Consider the following 22786-nt stretch of genomic DNA (forward strand, 5'->3'; position numbering starts at 1 on the left):
TTAACTCTCCCTCTTTGAAAAAGAGGGGGGCTGGGGGGAGATTTTACAAGCGGTGATTTTTCTCCGATTTTTTACAAATCTCCCCTAACCCCTCTTCACTAAAGAGGGGAATAATTTTGAATTTATTAACACTATAGGAAACTCAAAAATGGCATTATTAGACATCGTAAAACCGGGTGTGGTAACAGGCGACGACGTTCAAAAAGTATTCGCTTACGCTAAAGCAAATAACTTTGCAATTCCGGCAGTAAACTGTGTGGGTTCTGACTCTGTCAATGCAGTATTAGAAACTGCAGCACGTGTGAAAGCACCTGTTATCGTTCAGTTCTCTAATGGTGGCGCACAATTCTATGCCGGTAAAGGTATTAAACCTACTTCAGGTACTCGTGCGGATGTTTTAGGTGCAATCGCAGGTGCAAAACACGTTCATGCATTAGCAGAAGAATACGGTGTTCCGGTAATTCTTCACACTGACCACGCTGCGAAAAAATTACTTCCATGGATTGACGGTTTATTAGATGCAGGTGAAAAACACTTTGCAGAAACAGGTAAACCTTTATTCTCTTCTCACATGATCGATCTTTCAGAAGAACCTATGGCTGAGAATATGGCAATTTGCCGTGAATATTTAGCTCGTATGGACAAAATGGGTATGACGCTTGAAATCGAAATCGGTATTACCGGTGGTGAAGAAGATGGTGTTGATAACTCAGATGTTGAAGAGTCTAAATTATATACTCAACCGTCAGATGTTTTATATGTTTACGATCAATTACACCCAGTAAGCCATCGTTTCACTGTTGCAGCAGCATTCGGTAACGTACACGGTGTTTACAAACCAGGTAACGTAAAATTAAAACCTTCAATCTTAGGTGCATCACAAGAGTTCGTTTCTAAAGAGCGTAATCTTCCTGCGAAATCAATCGATTTCGTATTCCATGGTGGTTCAGGTTCATCACGTGAAGAAATCCGTGAAGCAATCAGCTATGGTGCGATTAAAATGAATATCGATACAGATACGCAATGGGCATCTTGGGATGGTATTCTTCAATTCTACAAAGCGAACGAAGCATACTTACAAGGGCAATTAGGTAACCCTGAAGGTCCTGATTCTCCAAACAAAAAATATTACGATCCACGTGTTTGGTTACGTAAAATGGAAGAATCTATGTCTAAACGCTTAGAGCAATCTTTCGAAGACTTAAACTGCGTAAACGTTTTATAATTTCAGATTGTAAAAAGTTGACCAAAAAAGACCGCTTATTGGCGGTCTTTTTCATTGCTAATTAAGAGTGGATAATTGATAATAATTTTTCAGTTATCCATTTTAAGATCCATTCCTAATCAAATGCCTTTACTTGAAATTAAACACCTGAATAAGCATTTTACTGATCGAATCGGTTTATTTCGTAAACACAACTTTTATGCAGTTAAAGATGTTTCCTTTTCTTTAGAAAGGGGGGAAACCATTGCGATTATTGGCGAAAATGGGGCGGGTAAGTCCACATTATCCAAGATGATCGCAGGGATCACAAAACCAACTTCCGGCGAAATGATTTTCAAAGGGCAGGCACTTTACTTTGGCGATTATCGTTTTCGAGCGAAGCATATTCGAATGATGTTCCAAGATCCGAATGATGCTTTTGATCCTAATTATAATATCGGTCAAATCTTAGATTCTCCATTACGTTTAGCCACTAATTTAAATGAAAATGAGCGTAATGAACGTATTTTCAGTACATTACGTTTAGTCGGTATGTACCCAGAACATGCTCTTATTCACATCAATGATACGTCTAGTAGTCAAAAGCAGCGGCTTGCATTGGCGAGAGCTTTAATTCTTTCTCCAGAAATTATTATTGCAGATGATACGTTAAGTACCTTAGATTTTTCGGTGAGAACGCAGTTGACTAATTTGATGCTGAATTTACAGGAACGATTAGGGATCTCATTTATTTATGTCGGGCAACATCTTGGCATCATTAAACATATCGCAGATAAATTAATGGTAATGCACGAGGGAGAAATCGTGGAATATGGGCAGACTAAACGCATTTTGTTAGAACCGCAAAGCCCGATTACCGCACGCTTAATTGAGAGTCATTTCGGTAAAAAATTAACGCCTGAAGCGTGGGGTGAATAACGATTCAATATCTAAAATTTATATTTATAAAATAATATTAAATATGCAATACAATGAATTTATACGAGGCGTAAAAGAAGCCTCTCCGATGATGCTAGGCTTTATTCCCTTGGGGCTGGTATTAGGCGCACAAGCCTCTCAAAAGGATATGCCGTTTTATGAAATTGGTTTACTCACTGGACTGAATTTTGCTGGTGGTTCAGAATTTGCCGCTGTGAATCTTTGGACGCATCCACTTGCAATCAGTGTAATTGTTGCTGTATCAATGCTGATTAATAGTCGCCATATTATTATGGGGGCTGCCCTTTCTTTATATATGAAAAATATCGGTCGATTAAAATCATTAGGTTTATTATTTTTTATGACGGATGAAGTATGGGCAATGAATTTGGCTGATGCACAAAAACGTCCTGAAAAGGCAATCAGTATTCCTTATTATATGGGAACAGCAATAAGCCTTTATCTAATGTGGATTAGCTCCAGTATGATCGGTGCTTATATTGGGCCTTTTGTCGGCGATTTAGAGAAATATGGCTTTGATATGTCTTTTACCGCAATATTTTTAGTGATGTTAAAAGGAATGTGGAAGTCATTTAAGCTTGCTCGTCCTTGGTTTGTGAGCTTATTGGTTGCAGGTTTTGTTTATCATACGGCTGATGGTGCTTGGTATGTGCTTGCGGGAGCATTATCTGGTATTTTATCTGCTTATTTTTGGCGTAAGGGAGAGAGTGAAGGGGGAACGTTATAATGGAATGGAGTGTTTTTCTCACGATTATTTTGATGGCGTTTTCCACTTATCTTACTCGTATTCTTGGCTTTCTCGTACTACGCAACCGAAAATTAAGCCGGACAACTGAAAAAGTTATGGAAGCTATACCGGGTTGTGTTTTAATTTCGGTAATTGCACCGGTAATTATGTCTGGTGATCTTGCCAATACAATAGCGGTAATCATAACTTGTTTAGTTATGATGAAATTTTCGTTATTTCCGACTGTGGTTATTTCAATTGTGGCAACGGGATTATTGAGAGCAGTTTTATAAGGGATAAGCGGTTAAGTTTGAAAATTCTAAACACTTGCTAATTTTTTGCTAATTTTTCTTATTTAGAATGCTCTGTATCGGAACTGCTAAGCCGATATGTTTTTTTCACAATGATTCTTAAAAGCTCAAGTCAATTTTGGTTTGAGCTTTTTTTTCATTATATAATCACTTTCAATACTAAATAGGGGAATATTATGCGAGTTTTATTAGTTGAAGATGATTCAATGATTGCAAATGTGGTCGAAGATAGCTTAAAAGATATCGGCTATGCTGTAGATTGGGTCAATAATGGTAATGTAGCTGAAACAGCTTTGCGAGATCAAACGTATGATATGGTATTGCTAGATTTAGGATTACCCGGACAAGATGGGCTACTCGTGTTACAACATGTCCGTAATCTAAAAAATAGTACACCTATTTTAATTATGACTGCCCGTGATGATATTAGTAGCCGTCTAGCTGGGTTAGATGGTGGTGCGGACGATTATTTGGTCAAACCTTTTGATTTATCGGAGTTGCATGCCCGAATGAGAGCGATTATCCGTCGTCATAGTGGACAGGCAACACCAAAACCAAGTAATGGAGTGCTAACGTTAGATCCACAAACTTACCAAGTGGATATTATAGGGCAAAATGAACCTGTCGCACTGACCAATAAGGAGTTTGCAATTTTGCAGGCCTTGGTATTACGTCAAGGCATTATTCTTTCTCGATCGGATTTGGAAGACAAGCTTTATGGATGGGGAGAAGAAGTAGAAAGTAATGCTGTGGATTTTCTTATTCACGCTATTCGTAAAAAAATTGGTAAAAGCCATATTAAAAATGTGCGTGGTGTGGGCTGGTTAGTACCAAAAGAAAGTTAGGGGAAGTAATGAAAAATTCCATTAAAGCTCAATTGATGTGGGGTATTTCGGCATTGTTGTTTATTACGGCATTATTGAATGCAGGCTATAACTTTTCTGATATTTGGAGAGAAACTAATGAATTACAGGATAGAATTTTAAGACAGGTAGCAGATTATATAGATCCAAATAAAGTTTATCCTAAACAACATTCTGATCATAATGATATTCAACTACTGGTACAAACTTCGAAAAGCCCTGATGCAATCTTTGATGTAACAGGTAAACATGAAGACTTTTATGATGCTGAATATAACGGTGATATGTACCGTTTTTATTTGAAACGAAAGCCGGATGGTTATGTGTTAGTCGCCCAAAATAGCAATTATCGTACCGATTTAGCGATGGATGTAGCGTTAGATAATCTTGTACCATTTGCGATTTTATTACCTCTTACCGTGCTGGCAATTGGATTTTTAGTACATTTTAAAATGCGAACGGTGCAACATATCGCCCAAGAAATTGAGCAACGTCAAGATCTTGATTTAACACCGATTGATACCTTACAAGTTCCAACTGAAATTCAAGGCTTTACCAATGCGATTAATCAACTGTTAGTCAGAACTCTCCATTCGATTGAACAGCAACAGAGATTTATTGCAGATGCAGCCCACGAAATGCGCAGTCCGATGACGGCTCTTTCATTGCAAGCTGAACGACTTTCAGGACAAGGGCTACCAACACAACAAGCGGTGCAAATTGAACAAATTCAACAAAGTATTAAGCGTAACCGTCACTTAATTGAACAGCTACTTTTACTTGCCAAAGCACAGACAAGCTATGTAAATTTACAAAAAATGGAAATCAATTCTCAATATTTATTTCGTCAAATTATTGAAAGTTTGCTACCTATTAGCCAGCAAAAAGATCAGGATATTGGTGTGGTAGGTTTACAAACGGTGGTTTTTTATGCTCCAGAAATTGATATGTTTACTCTTATTAAAACTTTGGTTGATAACGCATTACGATATACGCCAACAGAAAGCCAAATTGATCTAAGCTGTGAAGAACATGATGAATTTGTGATTTTTAGTGTAGAGGATAATGGTAATGGTATTCCATCGGAAATGCGGGAGCGAGTACTTGAACCATTCTTCCGTATTCTCGGTACGGAACAACAAGGTACAGGGCTTGGTCTAGCCATCGCTGTAAACATAGCCAAACGTTATGGTGGATATCTCGAATTACATGACAGCCAGAAATTCTCAACCGGACTTTTGGTCAAAGTATTCCTGCGTAAATCTTATTTGCAAGCTTAGCTCTTAACTGCGTTTAGAATGTAATAATTGGATATGCTTGAACACAGTCCATATCTACTAATATCATTGATACAATGAGCACATAATTACAAAACGTTAGTAAAATTCGTCCGCTTGCTAATTTTCTGCTAATTTTTCTTGTTTAAGATGTTTTACATCGGAACTGCTAAGCCGATATGTTTTTTTCATAATGATCTTAAAAGCTCAAACTGTTTTAGTTTGGGCTTTTTCATTTTTCAATAGTTTGAATATGTCACTATATTCTTTATCTTTTTAACGATTCTTCCTAATTTTCGCCTAATTTTCCCCCTGTATTATATTAATAATTGGACAAAATAGTTATCAGTGTGCTTATAGCTATTTATCTTTAATCCTATGAAATTAAATATCAAACCGCCAATTTTCTCTTTTTTATATAAAGGATCACTCAATGAAATTTAAACGTCCTCAATGGCATTTATCGCAAGTTAGTCTTATCGCTCTTGTTTCACTTTATGTTACTGTTGCCTTGAATATCGGTTTTTTCCGAAAAGTTGTCAGTCTCTACCAATTTACAGGAACAAGTGATGATTACTTCATTTACACCATGCCGTTAGTGCTTTTTGCTGCCTTAAATATTGTACTAAACCTACTTTCTCTACCCTTTATACATAAAGTGATTGTACCGTTGCTTATTCTATTAAGTGCAGCGGTAAGCTATAACTCATTGTTTTTCAATGTCTATTTTGACCGCAACATGCTCACTAATGTATTACAAACCAACCCAGCTGAAAGCCTGCGAATGATAACGCCAAGCTATCTTGCATGGATTTTCTTCCTTGGTATTGTGCCGGCACTCGCTTATCTTAACGTGAGAATCGCTTACCAAGCTTGGTGGAAAGAAATTTCACTCAGAATTGCAGTGATTTTTACTGCATCGTTAATGATTTTTGCAGTCGCCAGTCAGTTTTATCAAGATTACGCTTCATTTTTCCGTAATAACAAATACTTGCCTCATTTGATTGTTCCGTCTAATTTTGTTGCTGCTAGTGTGAGTAAAATCAAGCATAGTCGAATAGAAAATCGTCCGTTCGAGAAATTAGCAGAAAATGTTAAAATAGAAAAACCTGATCGTTATCGTCATGTGACAGTCATTGTACTCGGTGAAACAACTCGTGCGATGAATTGGGGACTCAATAACTACGTACGCCAGACTACTCCGAAAATGGCAGTCCGTCTTGCAAGCGGTGAGAATTTGATTAATTTTAGTAATGTCAGCAGTTGTGGAACTGCCACTGCTATTTCTGTACCTTGCTTGTTTTCATCAATGACTCGAGAGCAGTACGATGAAGTTACTGCTAAAAATCAAGATAATTTACTTGATATTTTGAGTCGTGCAGGTGTTAATGTGGTGTGGATTGAAAATAATAGCGATAGTAAAGGTGTGGCTAATCGAGTTAAAGAAATTAATACTTTTAATGGTAATACTTCCTCACTTTGTACCAATAGTGAGTGTTTAGATGAAGTGATGTTACCTGAATTGGATAAAGCCTTAGCTGAAAATGCAGACAAAGATACGGTGATAGTGTTGCATACGATCGGTAGCCATGGCCCAACTTATTATGAACGCTACACCGAAAACGAACGCCTTTTTACGCCGACTTGTGATACTAATGAAATCAGTAAATGTAGTAATGAAGAATTGGTAAACACTTATGACAACGGTATTGTTTATTTAGATAAGTTTCTTGATCAAGTCATTCAACGCTTAGACAGACGAGATGATTGGGAAAGTACAGTATATTATTTTTCCGATCATGGCGAATCATTAGGTGAAAACGATATTTACTTACATAGCACGCCATACTCTCTTGCACCAAAAGAACAAACCAAAATTCCGATGATGATTTGGTTCTCAAAATCTTGGGAAAAAAATGAGCCATTTGATTTAGACTGCATTAAACGTAATGCAGATAAGCCTTATTCACACGATAACGTATTCCATACGGTATTTAGTTTGTTAGATATTGATATGAGTAAACACAGTTTGCCAATATATGATATTTCTCTTGATATTGTCGGTCGTTGTCACCGTTAAACAAGATTGAGTGGATTTTGTGGTTTTTTTATCAAATTTAACCGCTTATTGGCTTTTTTGATCTAGTTCATAAAAAGTTTGAAATACCTCATTTAGACTATTTCGCTTTATCTGTGCTAAACGTACACTGAAACAAATAATTTATAAAAGGAATGAAGAATGGAACTTAAAAACGTTATTGAGCAGCGTAAAACGATTAAAGTGTTTAATCCTAATATAAAAATTGACCGCCAAGAATTACAAGAAATGCTGAGTTTGGCACAGCTTGCTCCTTCTAAGGCAAATTTACAGCCGTGGCGTTTTGTCGTAGTAGATGATATGGAGCAAAAAAGCAAATTGCTTAGCTCAGTTGCCTTTAATGCACCGCCGTGTGAAACCGCTTCTGCAGTCATTCTAGTTTTGGCGGATTTACAATATCAATTATTGCTTGATGATATTTTAGATCGTTCTATTGAAACCGGTTGCTTACATCAACAATTTAAACAACGTTCACTCGATTTTCTTCTTAGTGTACATAATGCTTCAACTGAACAGGACATTCGTGATCAAGTGATTACGGATACCAGTTTGGTGGCAATGCAATTAATGCTGATTGCAAAAGATAAAGGCTATGATACTCATGCAATAGGGGTATTTGATCGCCCAGCCGTATTGTCGGCTTTAGACGTAGATGCCACTCGTTACTTTCCGGTCATGTTATTAGCGATTGGTAAAGCGGCAACCGCTTCGTTACCGAGTAGTCGTTTACCGCTGGAATATACGGTTTCTTGGAATAATGGACAAGGATTTAAGAAGTAATTGTAAGATTTTTTAAACAAGCGGTCTGATTTCTTAAAACTTTTGCAAAAAGTTGTTAAAATTAGACCGCTTTTTTATTGTTATTTTATCTTTGAGGACGTATGCAACCCATTAATAATTCAATTTTAAATAAGATTATTTTTGCTAGCCGTTGGCTACAAGTGCCGATTTATTTAGGTTTAATCATTGTGCAAGGTATCTACGCTTATAAGTTTATGAAATCGCTCTACAACTTAATCGTAAACCTAGGCGTAATGGATGAGAATACTATTATGTTAACGGTATTGAATCTCATTGATGTTGTGATGATTGCTAATTTATTAATTATGGTTATCGTCGGAGGCTATGAAACGTTTGTTTCGAGATTAAGAGTGGATGACCATCCGGATCAACCAGAATGGCTTAATCACGTAAATGCTTCGGTATTAAAAGTGAAACTAGGTATGTCAATTATCAGTATTTCATCGATCCATTTATTACAGACCTTTATTAATGCCGGTAATTTAGATGAAAAAACCATGCAATGGCAGGTAATTATTCATGTGACTTTCTTGATCTCAGCGGTTGCAATGGCTTATACCGATAAAATCTCGCACTCGGTTACAGCAAAACATCATTAATGTATCACAAGAATTTAATGCATTTTTACAAAAAGCGGTTAGAATTGAACCGCTTTTATTCTTTATTTATGTAGGAAAAGATTATGACTAAACACTATGATTATCTAGCAATTGGTGGCGGTAGTGGTGGGATTGCTTCTATTAATCGTGCGGCAAGTTATGGCAAAAAATGTGCGATTGTAGAAGCAAAACATTTAGGCGGAACTTGCGTTAATGTCGGCTGTGTGCCGAAAAAAGTAATGTTCTACGGTGCGCATATTGCCGAAGCAATTAATAACTATGCACCGGATTACGGTTTTGATGTCACGCTCAATAACTTTAATTTTGCCAAATTAATTGAAAGCCGTGAGGCGTATATTTCACGTATCCATACTTCATACAATAACGTATTAGCCAAAAATAATGTTGATGTATTAAACGGTTTTGCGAAATTTGTCGATAGTAAAACTATTGAAGTGACTTATGCTGACGGCAGTTCTGAGCAAGTTACGGCCGATCATATTTTGATTGCAACCGGTGGTCGCCCATCTATTCCAGCTGTAAAAGGTGCGGAATACGGTATTGATTCGGATGGTTTCTTTGCATTACGTGAAGTCCCTAAACGTGTTGCTGTGGTCGGTGCAGGTTATATTGCAGTTGAAATTGCCGGAGTGTTAAACAGTTTAGGTGCTGAAACGCATTTATTTGTACGTCAACATGCGCCGTTACGTAATCAAGATCCATTAATTGTTGAAACCTTAGTGGAAGTATTAGCACAGGATGGTATTACTTTACATACCCAAGCGATTCCGCAAGAAGTCAGTAAAAATGAAGATGGTTCATTCGTGTTAAAATTAGCAGACGGACGTGAAGCAACGGTTGATTGCTTAATTTGGGCAATCGGCCGTGAGCCGGCGTGCGATAAAATTAATTTGGAAGCGGTCGGTGTAAAAACCAATGCGAAAGGTCAGATTATCGTGGATAAATTCCAAAATACTAATGTGCCAAATATTTATGCGGTCGGCGATATTATCGAAGGGGGTATTGAATTAACGCCGGTAGCGGTTGCCGCAGGTCGCCGTTTATCTGAACGTTTATTTAATAATAAACCGAATGAGCATTTGGATTACAATTTAGTGCCGACTGTTATTTTTAGCCATCCGCCGATTGGTACAGTTGGTTTAACTGAACCGCAAGCGGTTGAACAATATGGTGCGGAAAATGTGAAAGTATATAAATCTTCATTTACCGCAATGTATACCGCAGTCACTCAACATCGCCAACCTTGCCGAATGAAATTAGTGTGTGTCGGTAAAGAAGAGAAAGTAGTCGGTTTACACGGTATTGGCTTCGGTGTGGATGAAATGATTCAAGGCTTTGCGGTAGCAATTAAAATGGGAGCGACTAAAGCTGATTTTGATAATACTGTAGCAATTCACCCAACAGGTTCGGAAGAATTTGTAACAATGCGATAGTTTGAATCAAAATAAGAAATAAAAAAACGGATACTTGGGTATCCGTTTTTTTATTTCTAGGATTATTTTTGCCAAAATAGCTTCTCACTCGTATTCCAAATTGTTTCAGCAATTTCTTGCGGAGATTCATTACGTAGCTCACATAACGCTTGGAAACTTACAGCGAGTCGTTCCGGACGATTTGGTTCGCCCTGAAAACCAAAGACCGGCATATCAGGCGAGTCAGTTTCTAATAATAAACTTTCTAAAGGTAATTTACGGATTGCTTCTCTGGTTTTATTCGCTCGTGCATAAGTAATCGTGCCGCCTACACCGATTTTATAGCCTAAATCAACAAAGCGTTTCGCTTGATCATAGCTACCGGCAAAGCCGTGGATCACACCGGTATTGGTCAATTTCGCTTTTTTTAGAAAGACGGAAAGCTGATCATGACTACGGCGAGAATGTAGATTTAGCGGTAAATTAAACCGCTTAGCAAACGCAAGTTGAGCCTCTAAAAACTCACATTGTTTTTGCCAAAGATCAGGAGTACATAGCGATTCCACCGCTCTTTCTAAACCGATTTCGGCAATAGCGGTACATTGAGGATCTTGTTGGGCTAATAAGGATTCTAAATTATCTAAATCCGCTATTTTATGTTGTTGAATATAAAGCGGATGAAGTCCTAAACCATAAACTAAATTATCCGGCATTTGTTTAGCACAAGCGGTCACTTTTGCAAAATTTTCTGAAAATATAGATACAATCAAAATACGAGTAACCTTTGAATATTCAGCGTTTTTAACGAGTTGAGGAACGGGAAGATTAAGGCTTTCAGCAACATAATCTAAATGAGTATGAGTATCAAAGAATTGCATATAAGAGAATCGTCAAAAAATAAAAAAGCGAGGAAATTTTCCTCGCTTTTAACATTTTAATCAAGATTAGTTGGTTGCATAAGCATCTTCGTCACGGTCACCTAACGGTTTAAGCATAGTGAAGAATAATACGATACAAACAACCGTCGTTGCTAAACCTAAGTATACTGACAGTTGGTAATCTAAGCCGAAACCAATTTTGTTGTAGAATAAATAGGTTGCACATACTGCAGTAATAAACCACGCAGGAATTGAGCATACCCAGTGGAATTTTTTATAACGATATAAGTATGCCGCCGCAGTCCAAAGCATTACCATTGCTGTCATTTGGTTTGCCCAAGTGAAGTAACGCCATAAGATACTAAAGTCAACTTTAGATACTACGAAGCCTAAAGCGAATAACGGTACTGCAATTAATAAACGTTTAGCTAATGAACGTTGGTCAATTTTAAAGATTTCCGCAAGTTGTAAACGAGCTGCACGGAATGCCGTATCGCCTGAGGTAATCGGTAATACCACCACACCTAACACTGCAAAGATACCACCGACAAAGCCTAAGAAGTGTAATGAACTGTCATAAACCACTTTAGATGGTGAACCTGCTGAAATTGCATCTTGTAACGCTTGTGGGTTTTCATAGAATGCAAGACCCACCATACACCATACTAATGCGATAACACCTTCGGTAATCATTGCACCGTAGAAAATGAAACGACCTTCGCTTTCATTTTCTGCACAACGTGCCATTAACGGAGTTTGTGTTGCATGGAAGCCAGATAATGCACCACAAGAAATGGTTAAGAATAATAAAGGCCAAATCGGAACATCACCTTTGACTTGGAAGTTTTGAGTAAATTTGTCCCAAGTTAAACCTTGACCATCCGCATTAATCGTACGGAAGAATTCGATTGGATCAGTTGCACTAAAGTGAGCAGTGATTAAACCGTATACCATACCTACTGACATAAATAGTAATAATGCGCCGAAGAATGGATAGATTCGACCAATGATTTTATCAATAGGAAGTAATGTTGCTAAAATATAGTATACGAAAATGATGAGTGTCCATACGGAAATCACAGTCGCTTTATCCATACCCCAAACGGTAAGTCCACCAGCTTCAACTGCTTGGTGAATTGCTTCAGCATCATTTAATTGTAATGTACCGCCACTTGCACCGAAAACGTCCATTGTAATGGTTGCCATTAATTGTGCCGGACTTGCTACGAATACCACGCCAACAAGTAAAAGAAGAATAAGTGCCATCACGTTGATAAATACTTTAACCGGGCGACCTAAAAATTTACCTGCTAAAGCTGGCATTGTTGCACCACCGTTACGAATACTTAACATACCACAGAAGTAATCGTGTACGGCACCAGCAAAGATACAACCAATTACGATCCAAAGCATTGCTACCGGCCCGTATAACGCACCGAGAATAGGACCAAAAATCGGACCTGTACCGGCAATATTTAATAACTGGATCAGCCAAATTTTTGTTTTTGACATCGGCATATAGTCAACACCGTCATTCATAGAATAAGCCGGTGTCGCTTTTTTCGGGTTAATCACGAAAATCTTTTCGATGATCTTACCGTAGACGAAGTAGCCAAGTACGAGGACTGCTACACAAAAGAAAAACCACAACATAGAAGGTAACCTTATAAATTTAAGTTTGGAATCATAAAAGCCGAAAGGCGTTATATTTTAGTAAGATACGTGAATAAAGTAAATTAAGTTCGTTACTGTAAATGAGTATTTATGTAAGAAATGTGAATAGCTTCAAATTTTTTGAACAAACTTCCTACTTTTATTGCACAAATCATCATTTATAAAAACAGCCACGAATTTTTGTGGCCGTTATGACTGATGAAAAGTTATTTGCTACGTTTATGTTCAAACGTATCAAGTAATGTCTGAATTTTCTCATTAGAGAAGATTTCTGTAAGAGAATGACTTAATTTTCTACGCCAGTTTGGATATTCTCCACTTGTTCCGGGAATATTGACCGGTTCTAACATATTTAGCCAATCCTCCGGTTGCGTACCAAATAATGCACTATTCGTATCAGCGACATAGCTTTGTAATTGATGTGGAAAATCAATTGTCACACCTGCACTATCCGGTTCTAAATATTGAACGGCTTCTACCGCTTTGCGAATATTTTCTTTATTAAAATGACGAGACTGTTTTAATATATTTAATATTTTTTCACTTGGATAGACACCGAATTTTTCTCCTAACTCAAAATCATATCCTTTCCAATAACCTTGTATCGTTGGTAAATCATGTGTACTTAATGTTGTCATTGCTTGATATGGGTAATTCGCTAATGGTTTACTACCGTGTTGATCCCATTCAAAATAGAAAATGTTGTAAGCGAGAATACCTTTATCTTCTAATTTTTGTAGCATACCTTTCGGTACGGTTCCGAGAGCTTCAGCAATAATTAAGCATTGGTTACGTTGGCTTTCTAAAGCAAGAATCGCTAATAAATCATCTAATGGATAACGTACATAAGCCCCATTTTTGGCTGAATCGCCTTTAGCTACCCACCACATACGTGCAAAACCAAGAATATGATCGATCCGTAATGCACCACAATCTTGCATATTGGCACGTAATAAATCAATAAATGGTTGATATCCTCTCGCTTGTAATACTTCCGGATGCATTGGCGAAAGTCCCCAATTTTGTCCGTTAGGTCCCATAATATCCGGAGGCGCTCCAACAGAGGCATCTAGCACGAATAATTCTTTATCTGCCCAAGTTTCCGCACCATTATCGGCTACACCCACTGCTAAATCACGGTAGAAACCGATTGGCATATTCAATGATTTAGCCAGCTGGTTACATTCTTTAAGTTGTTGTTGTGCAACAAATTGTAACCACATATAAAAATGAACTAATTCCTTATGTTCCGCTTGGAAAGCACATACCGCATCGGAGTGGTAATCTTGATATTCGCTTGCCCAGTAATTCCAACCCCATTGTTCACTATATTGATCAGATAACCATTGATGAAGTGCATCGAACGTACCTTGAATTTTGAGTGATTCGCCGTTTTGCAGGATAAATTGTTCAAAATCGGTTTGATCTTGAGTGAGGAAATATTTAAACGCCAAGCGTAAGCCATGTAATTTTAAACGTATAACTTGTGCGTAATCGACATAATCTTTTCCTCTGGCTTCACCTAATAACCATTTGGTTTCATCAGAATGGAACCACGCTTGTGCTTCTGCAGATTGTTGGAATGATTCGACCGCATTTACGTCAATATAGATAATATTCTGCCATAAACGAGAAGAGGGGCTATAAGGGCTTGCTCCTTCAGGATTAGATGGGAAAAGTGCGTGAATTGGATTTAAACCAATAAAATCACCACCTTTTGCAGCAATATTCGTTAAAAATGTTTTTAAATCGCTAAAATCGCCTACCCCCCAGTTATGCTCGGAACGTAAAGTATAGAGTTGTAAAATCGCACCCCATAATTTTTGTTTCAGTTCTAATTCTTTTGGTTGATAAGCAGTTTGAGGCGTAATAATAATACGACAGCTTAACGAGAGTTTTCCTTCAAGTTGTAACTGATGATAGCCCAACGGCAGATCGGCAGGAAGATTAATCGTATTGCGTTTAACTTTACCACAAATTTGTTCGCCGTTTTCTAATTGAAGTTGCCAGCGAGCTTGTAAATATTTATTACTGTTTGCAATATTTAGTCGAATATAGACCACTTGTCCGGCAGTTGCCACTTTTACAGGTGGTAAAATTTGGTGACTTTTAGGCGAACCTAAGCGCTTCGCAATTTTGCGATAAACCTCTTTTGTTGCATAACAACGGCGACCGTATTCATCAAAAAAATAAGGATTAAGGTATGGGTGGAGCGATTTCATTGTGATCTTCCTTTTATAACTTTAGAGGGGTAGCTCATAAGCGATTATTTTTTACTTATTTTTGTAAAGCAGAGGGTAAACCCTCTGGCTTTTATCCTTTTACGCCACCGGCAGTTAATCCACCGACTAGCCAACGTTGTGCTAATAAGAAGACAAGCGTGATTGGAATAGCAGATAAGATAGCGGCAGCGGCAAAGTCACCCCAAAGGTAGTTTTGTGGGTGTAAATACTGTTGCATACCTACAGCAAGTGTGTAGTTATCAACATCTCGTAGTAAGAGTGAAGCAACAGGTACTTCAATAATGCTTGAGATAAATGAGAGAATAAATACGACCGCTAGAATCGGTACGGAAAGTGGAAGCAAAATTAAGCGGAATGTTTGCCATGGACTTGCACCATCAAGTGCTGCCGCTTCTTCGAGAGATTTATCAATGGTTTCAAAATAACCTTTAATGGTCCAAACGTGCATAGCGATACCACCTAAGTAAGCAAATATGACACCACCGTGTGTATTTAATCCAAGGAACGGTACATAATCGCTTAAACGATCAAATAAAGCATATAACGCTACTAATGAAAGAACAGCCGGAAACATTTGGAAAATTAACATTGATTTCAGAAGTAAACTTTTACCGGCAAAACGTAAGCGTGCAAAAGCATATGCTGCGGTTGTAGAAAGTGCTAATGTAATTACCGCCGTAATACTCGCGACCTTAACTGAATTCCATAACCAAAGTAAGACGGGGAATGGTGGTGGAGTAATAGTACCGTCTGTATGAGTAACGCTAAGACCGAGAGCAAGTTTCCAATGTTCAAGCGAGATTTCACTTGGAATCAATTCACCAATTGCCAAGTTACCTGGACGCAATGAAATACCAATAATCATCAGCATTGGAAATAAAATTAACGCACAAAAAATAATGAGAAAAAGATGCGTTGAAAATAAACGCAATTTCATTGATTTCGGTTGAACAATAGCCATAATTTATATCCTCGTTTTCCCCCCCAACATACGGAGGGGGTGTCTTCGGTTAATCTTGTGATAATTTTGTCATTCTGATTTGGAATAATGCTAATCCACTCACCAACAAGAAGATGATAACTGCGATTGCAGCAGCTAAACCAAAGTCTTGTGTACCGCTACCTTCAAAGGCAATACGATAAGTGTAACTGACTAGTAAATCGGTATGACCTGCCGGTGTTGTTGTGCCGACCATATTTGGACCGCCGTTAGTTAATAACTGAATTAATACAAAGTTATTAAAGTTAAAAGCAAAACTTGCAATCATTAACGGCATAAGTGGTTTTACTAATAATGGCATAGTGATTTTTGTAAAATTCTGCCATACGGTTGAACCGTCAATAGCTGAAGCCTCATATAAATCGTGTGGAATGGCTTTAAGTAAACCCATACATACAATCATCATATACGGATAACCTAACCAAGTATTCACAATAAGTAACATTGCTTTAGCTAAGAAAGGATCGTTAAACCATTCAGGGCGGATACCAAATAATTGATTGAGTATTAAGTTGATTTCACCAAAACTTTGATTGAATAATCCTTTAAATACCAAGATTGAAATAAAGCCCGGTACAGCATAAGGTAATATTAATAATAATCGATAGACAGACTTACCTTTTAATGCGTCCCATTGTACGAGAGCTGCAAAGATCATTCCGAGTAAAGTAGTAAAAATAACCGTTAATAGTGCAAATACAACTGTCCAAATAAAGATTTTAATGAATGGCTCTTGTACACCGTCATCAGTTAATATTTTGACAAAATTATGCCAACCTGTCGTGACGGTATAACCCGGTTCTAATCTACTCTCTATAAAATTATTTTGTTCATCTATTTTTTGGAAGAAACCGATCTCATCATTTGCTTTATAGCGTTCCTTCGTTTCATTATTTGTTAAAATTTCATTGTTTTCATCATAAGTATAACGAGATTTTTGCTCTGCAAATTGGCGTAGAGAACTCATTGTGAGTCTTTGCTCAGTAGGAAGAACAAGATTCACGGATTGCAATTTTTGGCGATTTTGTGTAATCGCTTTTAATGGAGCAATATTATCTGATGGAAATTGTTCCACCTCATTTAATTTGATCTCGGTTTCTAAATCATTTAATGCAAGCGGTTCGGAAAGATAATTTTTTTGCGATTCTTTACTTGTTAATGCGATTCGGTATTGGTTATTATCAGATTCAAGCAGTTTGAAATCTAAACGTTCACCGGCTGCATAGGTTTGACTTTGTAATTGTCGGAGAACTTGTTCAAAATTCAATTGATTTGAACCGCTATAATTTGTGAAAGCAATAACAACGGTGCAAATGAGCGGAAATAGAACGAATATTCCCATTGCCGCTACACCGGGATAAACATATCGCCAGTGATAAGTTGATTGGTTAGAGAAAATATAGATACCGGCAGTAACAACCACTAACACAAGCAATGCAAATAAAATTTCGCCTTGGAGATAGATAGTGAAAACAAGATAAAAAGAAAGTAGGTAAAGTAACCCAATAAATAGGCGTTTTGCCCAAGATTGAGAAGGGGTAACGGTGTTGAATGATTGCATAGAATTTCCCCTAAGAATGGAGCAAAAATAGGATGAGATTAAGCTCATCGTCTTTGTGAAAAACGATAAAGATAACGGTGGGTCCTAAGACCCACCTGTGAGATGAGAATATTTATTCTTTCTCAATTTTTGCTTGAGCTTCATCAAGTGCGGCTTTTACTGATTGACGACCAGTAGTTGCATTTCCGATAGCTGCTTTTTCTGAATACCAAAAACGACTCATTTGAGGAATATTAGGCATAATTTCACCATTTTCCGCATTTGCCATTGTTGCAGCAATACGTGGATCTTTTGCTAATTTTTCTTGGAAAGATTTAAGTGCTACAGCACCTAAAGGAACATCTTTATTTACTGTATCTAAACCGGCATCAGTTAATAAATGGTTTTCAAGGAATTCTTTCGCTAAGTCTTTATTTGGACTGGAAGCATTAATACCTGCACTTAATACACCCACGAATGGTTTAGATGCTTTGCCATTTAAAGTCGGAAGCACGGCTACACCGTAATTGATTTTGCTTTTCTCAATATTTGACCAAGACCAAGGACCGTTAATTGTTAATGCCGTATTACCTTTATTAAATGCGGCTTCTGCAACAGCATAGTCCATATCTGCACTAATAACTTTATTTTTTACAAGATCAACCACATATTGTAAGCCTTTTTGTGCACCTTCATTATTGACCCCAATATCTTTTACATCATAACCATTTGATGTAACTTTGAAGGCATAAGCGCCTTGGGATGAAATAACCGGCCATGTGAAATACGGTTCTTGTAAATTCCACATAATTGCACTTTTACCTTTTGCTTTTAATTCTTTATCTAATTTTTCAACGTCTTCCCATGTTTTTGGCGGAGTAGGTACTAAATCTTTGTTGTAGATAAGAGAGATAGCTTCCACGGCAATAGGATAAGCAATTTGTTTGCCGTTATATTTCGTTGCTTCCCAACCGATATCCGAGAGTTTTGCTTTAAATTCTGCACTTGGTTGAATTTCAGCGAGTAAGCCGGTTTGTGCATAACCACCAAAGCGGTCATGAGCATAAATGATAATATCAGGACCATCACCGGTTGATGCAACTTGTGGGAATAATTCTTCAAGTTTACTTGGGTGTTCTACAATCACTTTTACGCCCGTTTCAGCTTCAAATTTTTTACCCACTTCAGCTAAACCGTTATAACCTTTATCGGCGTTAATCCAAATATTTAATTGTCCTTCGACAACTTTTGCGTTAACGCCTTGAGCAATACATAATCCTGCTAATACAGCTAATGCGGCTTTAGTTAATTTTTTCATAGGATTTCCCTCAGTTGGTTTTACATAATCAACGGACTAATTTAAAGGTTAGCCATTTTCGTGGCACATAATGAGAAAATTTATCCTCTATTTCATCATCCCCCCTCCTCCTCCCTACGACTGAATTTATTGATGTAGTTCACATATTTTTTAAAGTTTAAAACTTTTGTGAAGCGGATCACAAAATCTAGGGTGTTTTTTGTGATCAAACTCACAAAAAAGGTAGAAAAATAGAATAAAAACATTGAGTTGCAGAAAGAAAAAAATTACTGAAAGTATGATGTGGAAAAAAGAGAAATGCGTAAACTACATAGCAAATTTAAAGCGAGAGGACAAAAACATGACCGATGTTCGATTAGTAAACGTATGCAAATCGTATGGCAATGTGCATATTTCTAAAGATGTTAATTTAGAAATTAAAGACGGCGAATTTGTTGTTTTTGTTGGTCCGTCAGGCTGCGGTAAATCAACCGTGTTACGTATGATTGCAGGATTGGAAGAAATTACTTCCGGCGATTTGTTTATTGGCGAGAAGCGAATGAATGACGTGCCGCCGGCAAATCGAAATATCGGTATGGTATTCCAATCTTACGCATTATATCCGCATCTTTCCGTAGCGGAAAATATGTCGTTCGGCTTAAAACTTGCCGGTGCTAAAAAAGAAGAAATCGACCAACGTGTTAACCAAGTTGCAGAAATTCTACAACTCGCTCATTTACTAAATCGCAAGCCGAAAGAATTATCCGGTGGACAACGTCAGCGTGTTGCGATTGGACGAACTTTAGTTTCACAGCCGGAAGTATTTTTATTAGACGAACCGCTTTCAAACTTAGATGCTGCATTACGTGTGCAAATGCGTGTTGAGATCTCGAAATTACATAAAAAACTGGGCAGAACGATGATTTATGTCACGCACGACCAAATCGAAGCGATGACGCTTGCGGATAAGATTGTGGTGTTACAAGCACTTTCTGCAGGTAGTAATCTGGCAACCAACGTTGCTCAGGTAGGAAAACCGTTAGAACTTTATCACTATCCGGCAAACCGCTTTGTGGCAGGGTTTATCGGTTCGCCTAAAATGAATTTCTTGCCGGTACGTGTGATAGATGTACGTGAGGGCGGTGTAAAAATTGAATTACCGGATTCAACCCATTTAAATTTCTGGGTTCCGGTGGAAAGTGCTGGCGTACAGGTCGGCGATAATCTTTCGCTCGGTATCCGTCCCGAACATTTATTACCGAGTGAACAAAGTGAAGTCAGTATTTCCGGCACGGTAAAAGTGGTGGAACAATTAGGTAATGAAACCCAAGTACATATTGAAATGCCACCGATCAAACAAAGCCTTGTTTATCGTCAAAACGACATTGTATTAGTGAAAGAAGGCGACTCAATGTCAATTGGTATTAACCCGAATCGTTGCCATCTTTTCCGTGAAGATGGTACGGCATGTAAACGTTTATTTGTCGAACAGGGCGTATAAATGTGATTAAGGGCTTCCCTTAAACGTTAATAATGAAAAAAACTATCTGAAAAGAGAAGGAGCTTCCTATGAACCTCAATAAAACGATGTTAGCAACTTTAGTTTCAAGTGCTTTACTCTCAACTAGTGCCTTAGCGGTTGATTTCCACGGTTACGCACGTTCCGGTATCGGCTGGACTTCTGGTGGCGGTGAACAATCTGCATTTACTGTGAATGGTGGCGGTTCAAAATACCGTTTAGGTAATGAAGCAGAAACCTATACTGAATTGAAATTAGGTCAAGAGCTTTATAAAAATGGCGAAAAATCTATTTATTTAGATACTAATGTTGCTTATTCTGTTAATCAACAAGTTGACTGGGAAGCAACAGATCCGGCACTTCGTGAAGTAAATGTACAATTCAAAAACTTTGCAGACAGTTTACCGGGTGCTACATTGTGGGCAGGTAAACGTTTCTACCAACGTCACGATGTACATATGAATGACTTCTACTACTGGGATATTTCAGGTCCGGGCGCTGGGGTTGAAAATATTGACCTTGGTTTCGGTAAGCTCTCTTTAGCGGTAACTCGTAATACTGAAAAAGATGGTGCGTATAGTTGGAAATATGATCCAATGACTAAAAAATGGCAAAGTAGCCAAGATAAAAATAAAGATGTTTACAACGATGTATTCGATATCCGTTTAGCCGGTCTTGAAACGAATAAAGACGGTTCATTAGAAATTGGTTTTGACTTTGGTAATGCACATACTAAAGACGGTGCAATCTATGAAAAAGATGCGACCAAACATGGTTATATGGCAACTATTGAACATACTCAAGGCAACTTCTTCGGTGGTTTCAATAAATTTACCGCACAATATGCTAAAGATGCAATGACATCGTGGAGTACAGGTCACTCACAAGGCGGTTCTGCAAATAATAAAGGCGATATGCTTCGTTTAATCAATCAAGGTGTTGTGCAAGCAAGCGATAAAGTAGAAGTAATGTATGCGTTAATCTACGAAAAAACAGACTTAGATAATAAACGAGGTAAAACTTGGTACTCTGCAGGTGTTCGTCCAATGTATAAATGGAACGATACAATGAGTACCTTATTAGAAGTGGGTTATGACCGTATTAAAGATCAAGCAACCGGTAAGAAAAATGATCTAATGAAATATACCATTGCACAACAATGGCAAGCGGGTAACAGTATTTGGGCTCGCCCTGCAATCCGTGTATTCGGTACTTATGCACATTGGAACGACAAATTTAACACGGCAAATCGTACAAACGCTGGCTATAAAGCAAAAGACGGCGAATTTATCGGTGGTGTTCAATTTGAAGCATGGTGGTAATTTAGCCATTTGGGGCGTATATATTACGCCCCTTTATATGATGTAACAGGTAATTTTTAGAGAGGCATTTATGAAAACCAAAATCGCAGTATTTTTATCAAGTGTATTATTTGCATCAGTTGCTATTGCTGGTACACCCTCAAAAACGGAACTTAGTCGTTTTGGTTGGCAAGATGTCACTTTCTCCCAAAAAATGATTAGCGAATTGTCGGAAAAGCAGATCCGTTCGTTTAGTCAAACCTTATCCGGTACTAACAGTGCTGTAATCGGTTATAAAATTCCGGCAAATCAAGGGACTTTAAAGATCAAAGTAAGCAGTTTAGTGGTTAACAATGATCATATTTTTATTCCTAATATTTTAGTATTGGATGCAAATTTTAATGAATCACTCACTTATCCGGCATCACAATTTAAAGTCGTGGAAGAACGAGGCTTTGAAGGCGGACAAATTCAAGCAGAATTAAGTTTAACGCCGACAACTGGACAAGATTTCATTTACTTACTGATCTATACCACAGAAAAAGATCTTGTCGGACAGACTAAATTTACTCATCCGGCAAAATTATATGAAAAAGCCAAAGGTAACCAACCGCCTGCGATTGCGGACTTAACGGTAAAACATAGCAATTCGGGACTAATTCAGATTAATGTAGATGGCGTGCAAAATACGCAGTTTGTTGGTTTAGGCAATGTAGTTAACGGCGGTGCATTATTTGAATCAAAACCGACTGCGGCTCAAACGGTCGGTAGTGAAGTACAAGCGGTTAAAAATACACAAAAAACTGCAAAACCGAAAACGGTAGAAAAAACGACAGAACAATATTTTAATGAGGCAGTTACGCAAGCATTAAAAAACAATGATATTAATAAGGCAATGAATCTAGTGAATGAAGCGGAACAGTTAGGTCTTTCAATGCCCAGACAAATTTTCTTAAAACAGGTTTCTTCCAAAAAATAGATGTTTTTTTCATTTTTATTTTTGCCATTGAGGGTGTCCTTGCTCTCAGTGGCTTTTTTATACTCGCTATCCTCAAAGCCGG

19 protein-coding genes are annotated in these 22786 nt (G+C 37.7%); 13 read left to right on the forward strand and 6 right to left on the reverse strand.

The genetic code is table 11. The features are described 5' to 3' along the window. Window positions 1-148 precede the first annotated feature (148 nt). From fbaA to gorA, 10 genes are all read left to right on the forward strand, one after another. Window positions 149-1225 carry a class II fructose-bisphosphate aldolase gene (gene fbaA, locus NYR60_RS00465; RefSeq protein ID WP_279467085.1) on the forward strand — a complete coding sequence of 359 codons (1077 nt, stop codon included), beginning with the start codon at window positions 149-151 and terminating at the stop codon, window positions 1223-1225. 123 nt (window positions 1226-1348) lie between these two features. Next, window positions 1349-2143, forward strand: coding sequence for a peptide ABC transporter ATP-binding protein (locus NYR60_RS00470; RefSeq protein ID WP_279467087.1), 795 nt, complete (start codon window positions 1349-1351; stop codon window positions 2141-2143). A gap of 43 nt (window positions 2144-2186) precedes the next feature. Then, window positions 2187-2891, forward strand: coding sequence for an AzlC family ABC transporter permease (locus tag NYR60_RS00475; RefSeq protein ID WP_279467088.1), 705 nt, complete (start codon window positions 2187-2189; stop codon window positions 2889-2891). Continuing rightward, complete coding sequence (locus NYR60_RS00480) at window positions 2891-3184, forward strand: AzlD family protein (RefSeq protein WP_279467090.1); 294 nt, start codon at window positions 2891-2893, stop codon at window positions 3182-3184. Before NYR60_RS00475 ends, NYR60_RS00480 begins: the two co-directional genes overlap by 1 nt. 194 nt (window positions 3185-3378) lie before the next feature. Further along, window positions 3379-4047, forward strand: a complete 669-nt coding sequence (locus NYR60_RS00485; protein ID WP_279467092.1) for a response regulator — start codon at window positions 3379-3381, stop codon at window positions 4045-4047. Window positions 4048-4055: 8 nt separating this feature from the next. Beyond that, window positions 4056-5345: an ATP-binding protein gene (locus NYR60_RS00490; RefSeq protein ID WP_279467094.1), complete on the forward strand. Its 1290-nt coding sequence runs from the start codon at window positions 4056-4058 to the stop codon at window positions 5343-5345. Between the two features lie 430 nt (window positions 5346-5775). Beyond that, window positions 5776-7422, forward strand: a complete 1647-nt coding sequence (locus NYR60_RS00495) for a phosphoethanolamine transferase (protein WP_279467096.1) — start codon at window positions 5776-5778, stop codon at window positions 7420-7422. 159 nt (window positions 7423-7581) lie between these two features. Then, window positions 7582-8220, forward strand: a complete 639-nt coding sequence (locus NYR60_RS00500) for a nitroreductase family protein (protein ID WP_279467097.1) — start codon at window positions 7582-7584, stop codon at window positions 8218-8220. Between the two features lie 101 nt (window positions 8221-8321). After that, window positions 8322-8840: a TIGR00645 family protein gene (locus tag NYR60_RS00505; RefSeq protein ID WP_279467098.1), complete on the forward strand. Its 519-nt coding sequence runs from the start codon at window positions 8322-8324 to the stop codon at window positions 8838-8840. An 83-nt stretch (window positions 8841-8923) separates the two neighbouring features. Further along, on the forward strand, window positions 8924-10294 hold the full coding sequence (gene gorA, locus NYR60_RS00510; protein ID WP_279467099.1) for a glutathione-disulfide reductase: 1371 nt from the start codon (window positions 8924-8926) through the stop codon (window positions 10292-10294). A 62-nt stretch (window positions 10295-10356) separates the two neighbouring features. Here the strand turns inward: gorA and NYR60_RS00515 are convergent, their stop codons facing one another. From NYR60_RS00515 to malE, 6 genes are all read right to left on the reverse strand, one after another. After that, the gene (locus tag NYR60_RS00515) at window positions 10357-11151 is read right to left on the reverse strand and encodes a TatD family hydrolase (protein WP_279467101.1); all 795 of its coding nucleotides are present in this window, start codon (window positions 11149-11151) and stop codon (window positions 10357-10359) included. 66 nt (window positions 11152-11217) lie between these two features. Beyond that, a complete protein-coding gene (locus NYR60_RS00520; RefSeq protein WP_279467102.1) occupies window positions 11218-12804 on the reverse strand; it encodes a carbon starvation CstA family protein in 1587 nt (528 codons plus the stop codon). A gap of 227 nt (window positions 12805-13031) precedes the next feature. Next, window positions 13032-15047, reverse strand: a complete 2016-nt coding sequence (gene malQ / locus NYR60_RS00525; protein ID WP_279467103.1) for a 4-alpha-glucanotransferase — start codon at window positions 15045-15047, stop codon at window positions 13032-13034. A 91-nt stretch (window positions 15048-15138) separates the two neighbouring features. Continuing rightward, window positions 15139-16029, reverse strand: coding sequence for a maltose ABC transporter permease MalG (gene malG, locus NYR60_RS00530; RefSeq protein WP_279467105.1), 891 nt, complete (start codon window positions 16027-16029; stop codon window positions 15139-15141). Window positions 16030-16078: 49 nt separating this feature from the next. After that, window positions 16079-17629, reverse strand: a complete 1551-nt coding sequence (gene malF, locus NYR60_RS00535; protein ID WP_279467107.1) for a maltose ABC transporter permease MalF — start codon at window positions 17627-17629, stop codon at window positions 16079-16081. 112 nt (window positions 17630-17741) lie between these two features. Further along, on the reverse strand, window positions 17742-18926 hold the full coding sequence (gene malE, locus NYR60_RS00540; protein WP_279467108.1) for a maltose/maltodextrin ABC transporter substrate-binding protein MalE: 1185 nt from the start codon (window positions 18924-18926) through the stop codon (window positions 17742-17744). A gap of 340 nt (window positions 18927-19266) precedes the next feature. Here malE and malK point away from each other — a divergent pair, with 340 nt between their 5' ends. The 3 genes from malK (at window position 19267) to malM (ending at window position 22704) form a co-directional block, all read left to right on the forward strand. After that, on the forward strand, window positions 19267-20406 hold the full coding sequence (malK, locus tag NYR60_RS00545) for a maltose/maltodextrin ABC transporter ATP-binding protein MalK (RefSeq protein WP_279467109.1): 1140 nt from the start codon (window positions 19267-19269) through the stop codon (window positions 20404-20406). A 68-nt stretch (window positions 20407-20474) separates the two neighbouring features. Then, window positions 20475-21746 (forward strand): maltoporin, encoded by a 1272-nt coding sequence (locus NYR60_RS00550; RefSeq protein WP_279467110.1) that lies wholly within the window; start codon window positions 20475-20477, stop codon window positions 21744-21746. A gap of 70 nt (window positions 21747-21816) precedes the next feature. Further along, on the forward strand, window positions 21817-22704 hold the full coding sequence (gene malM, locus NYR60_RS00555) for a maltose operon protein MalM (protein ID WP_279467113.1): 888 nt from the start codon (window positions 21817-21819) through the stop codon (window positions 22702-22704). The last annotated feature ends 82 nt before the right edge of the window (window positions 22705-22786 follow it).

The organism is Actinobacillus genomosp. 2, assembly GCF_029773605.1.
In the GTDB taxonomy this organism is placed as follows: domain Bacteria; phylum Pseudomonadota; class Gammaproteobacteria; order Enterobacterales; family Pasteurellaceae; genus Actinobacillus.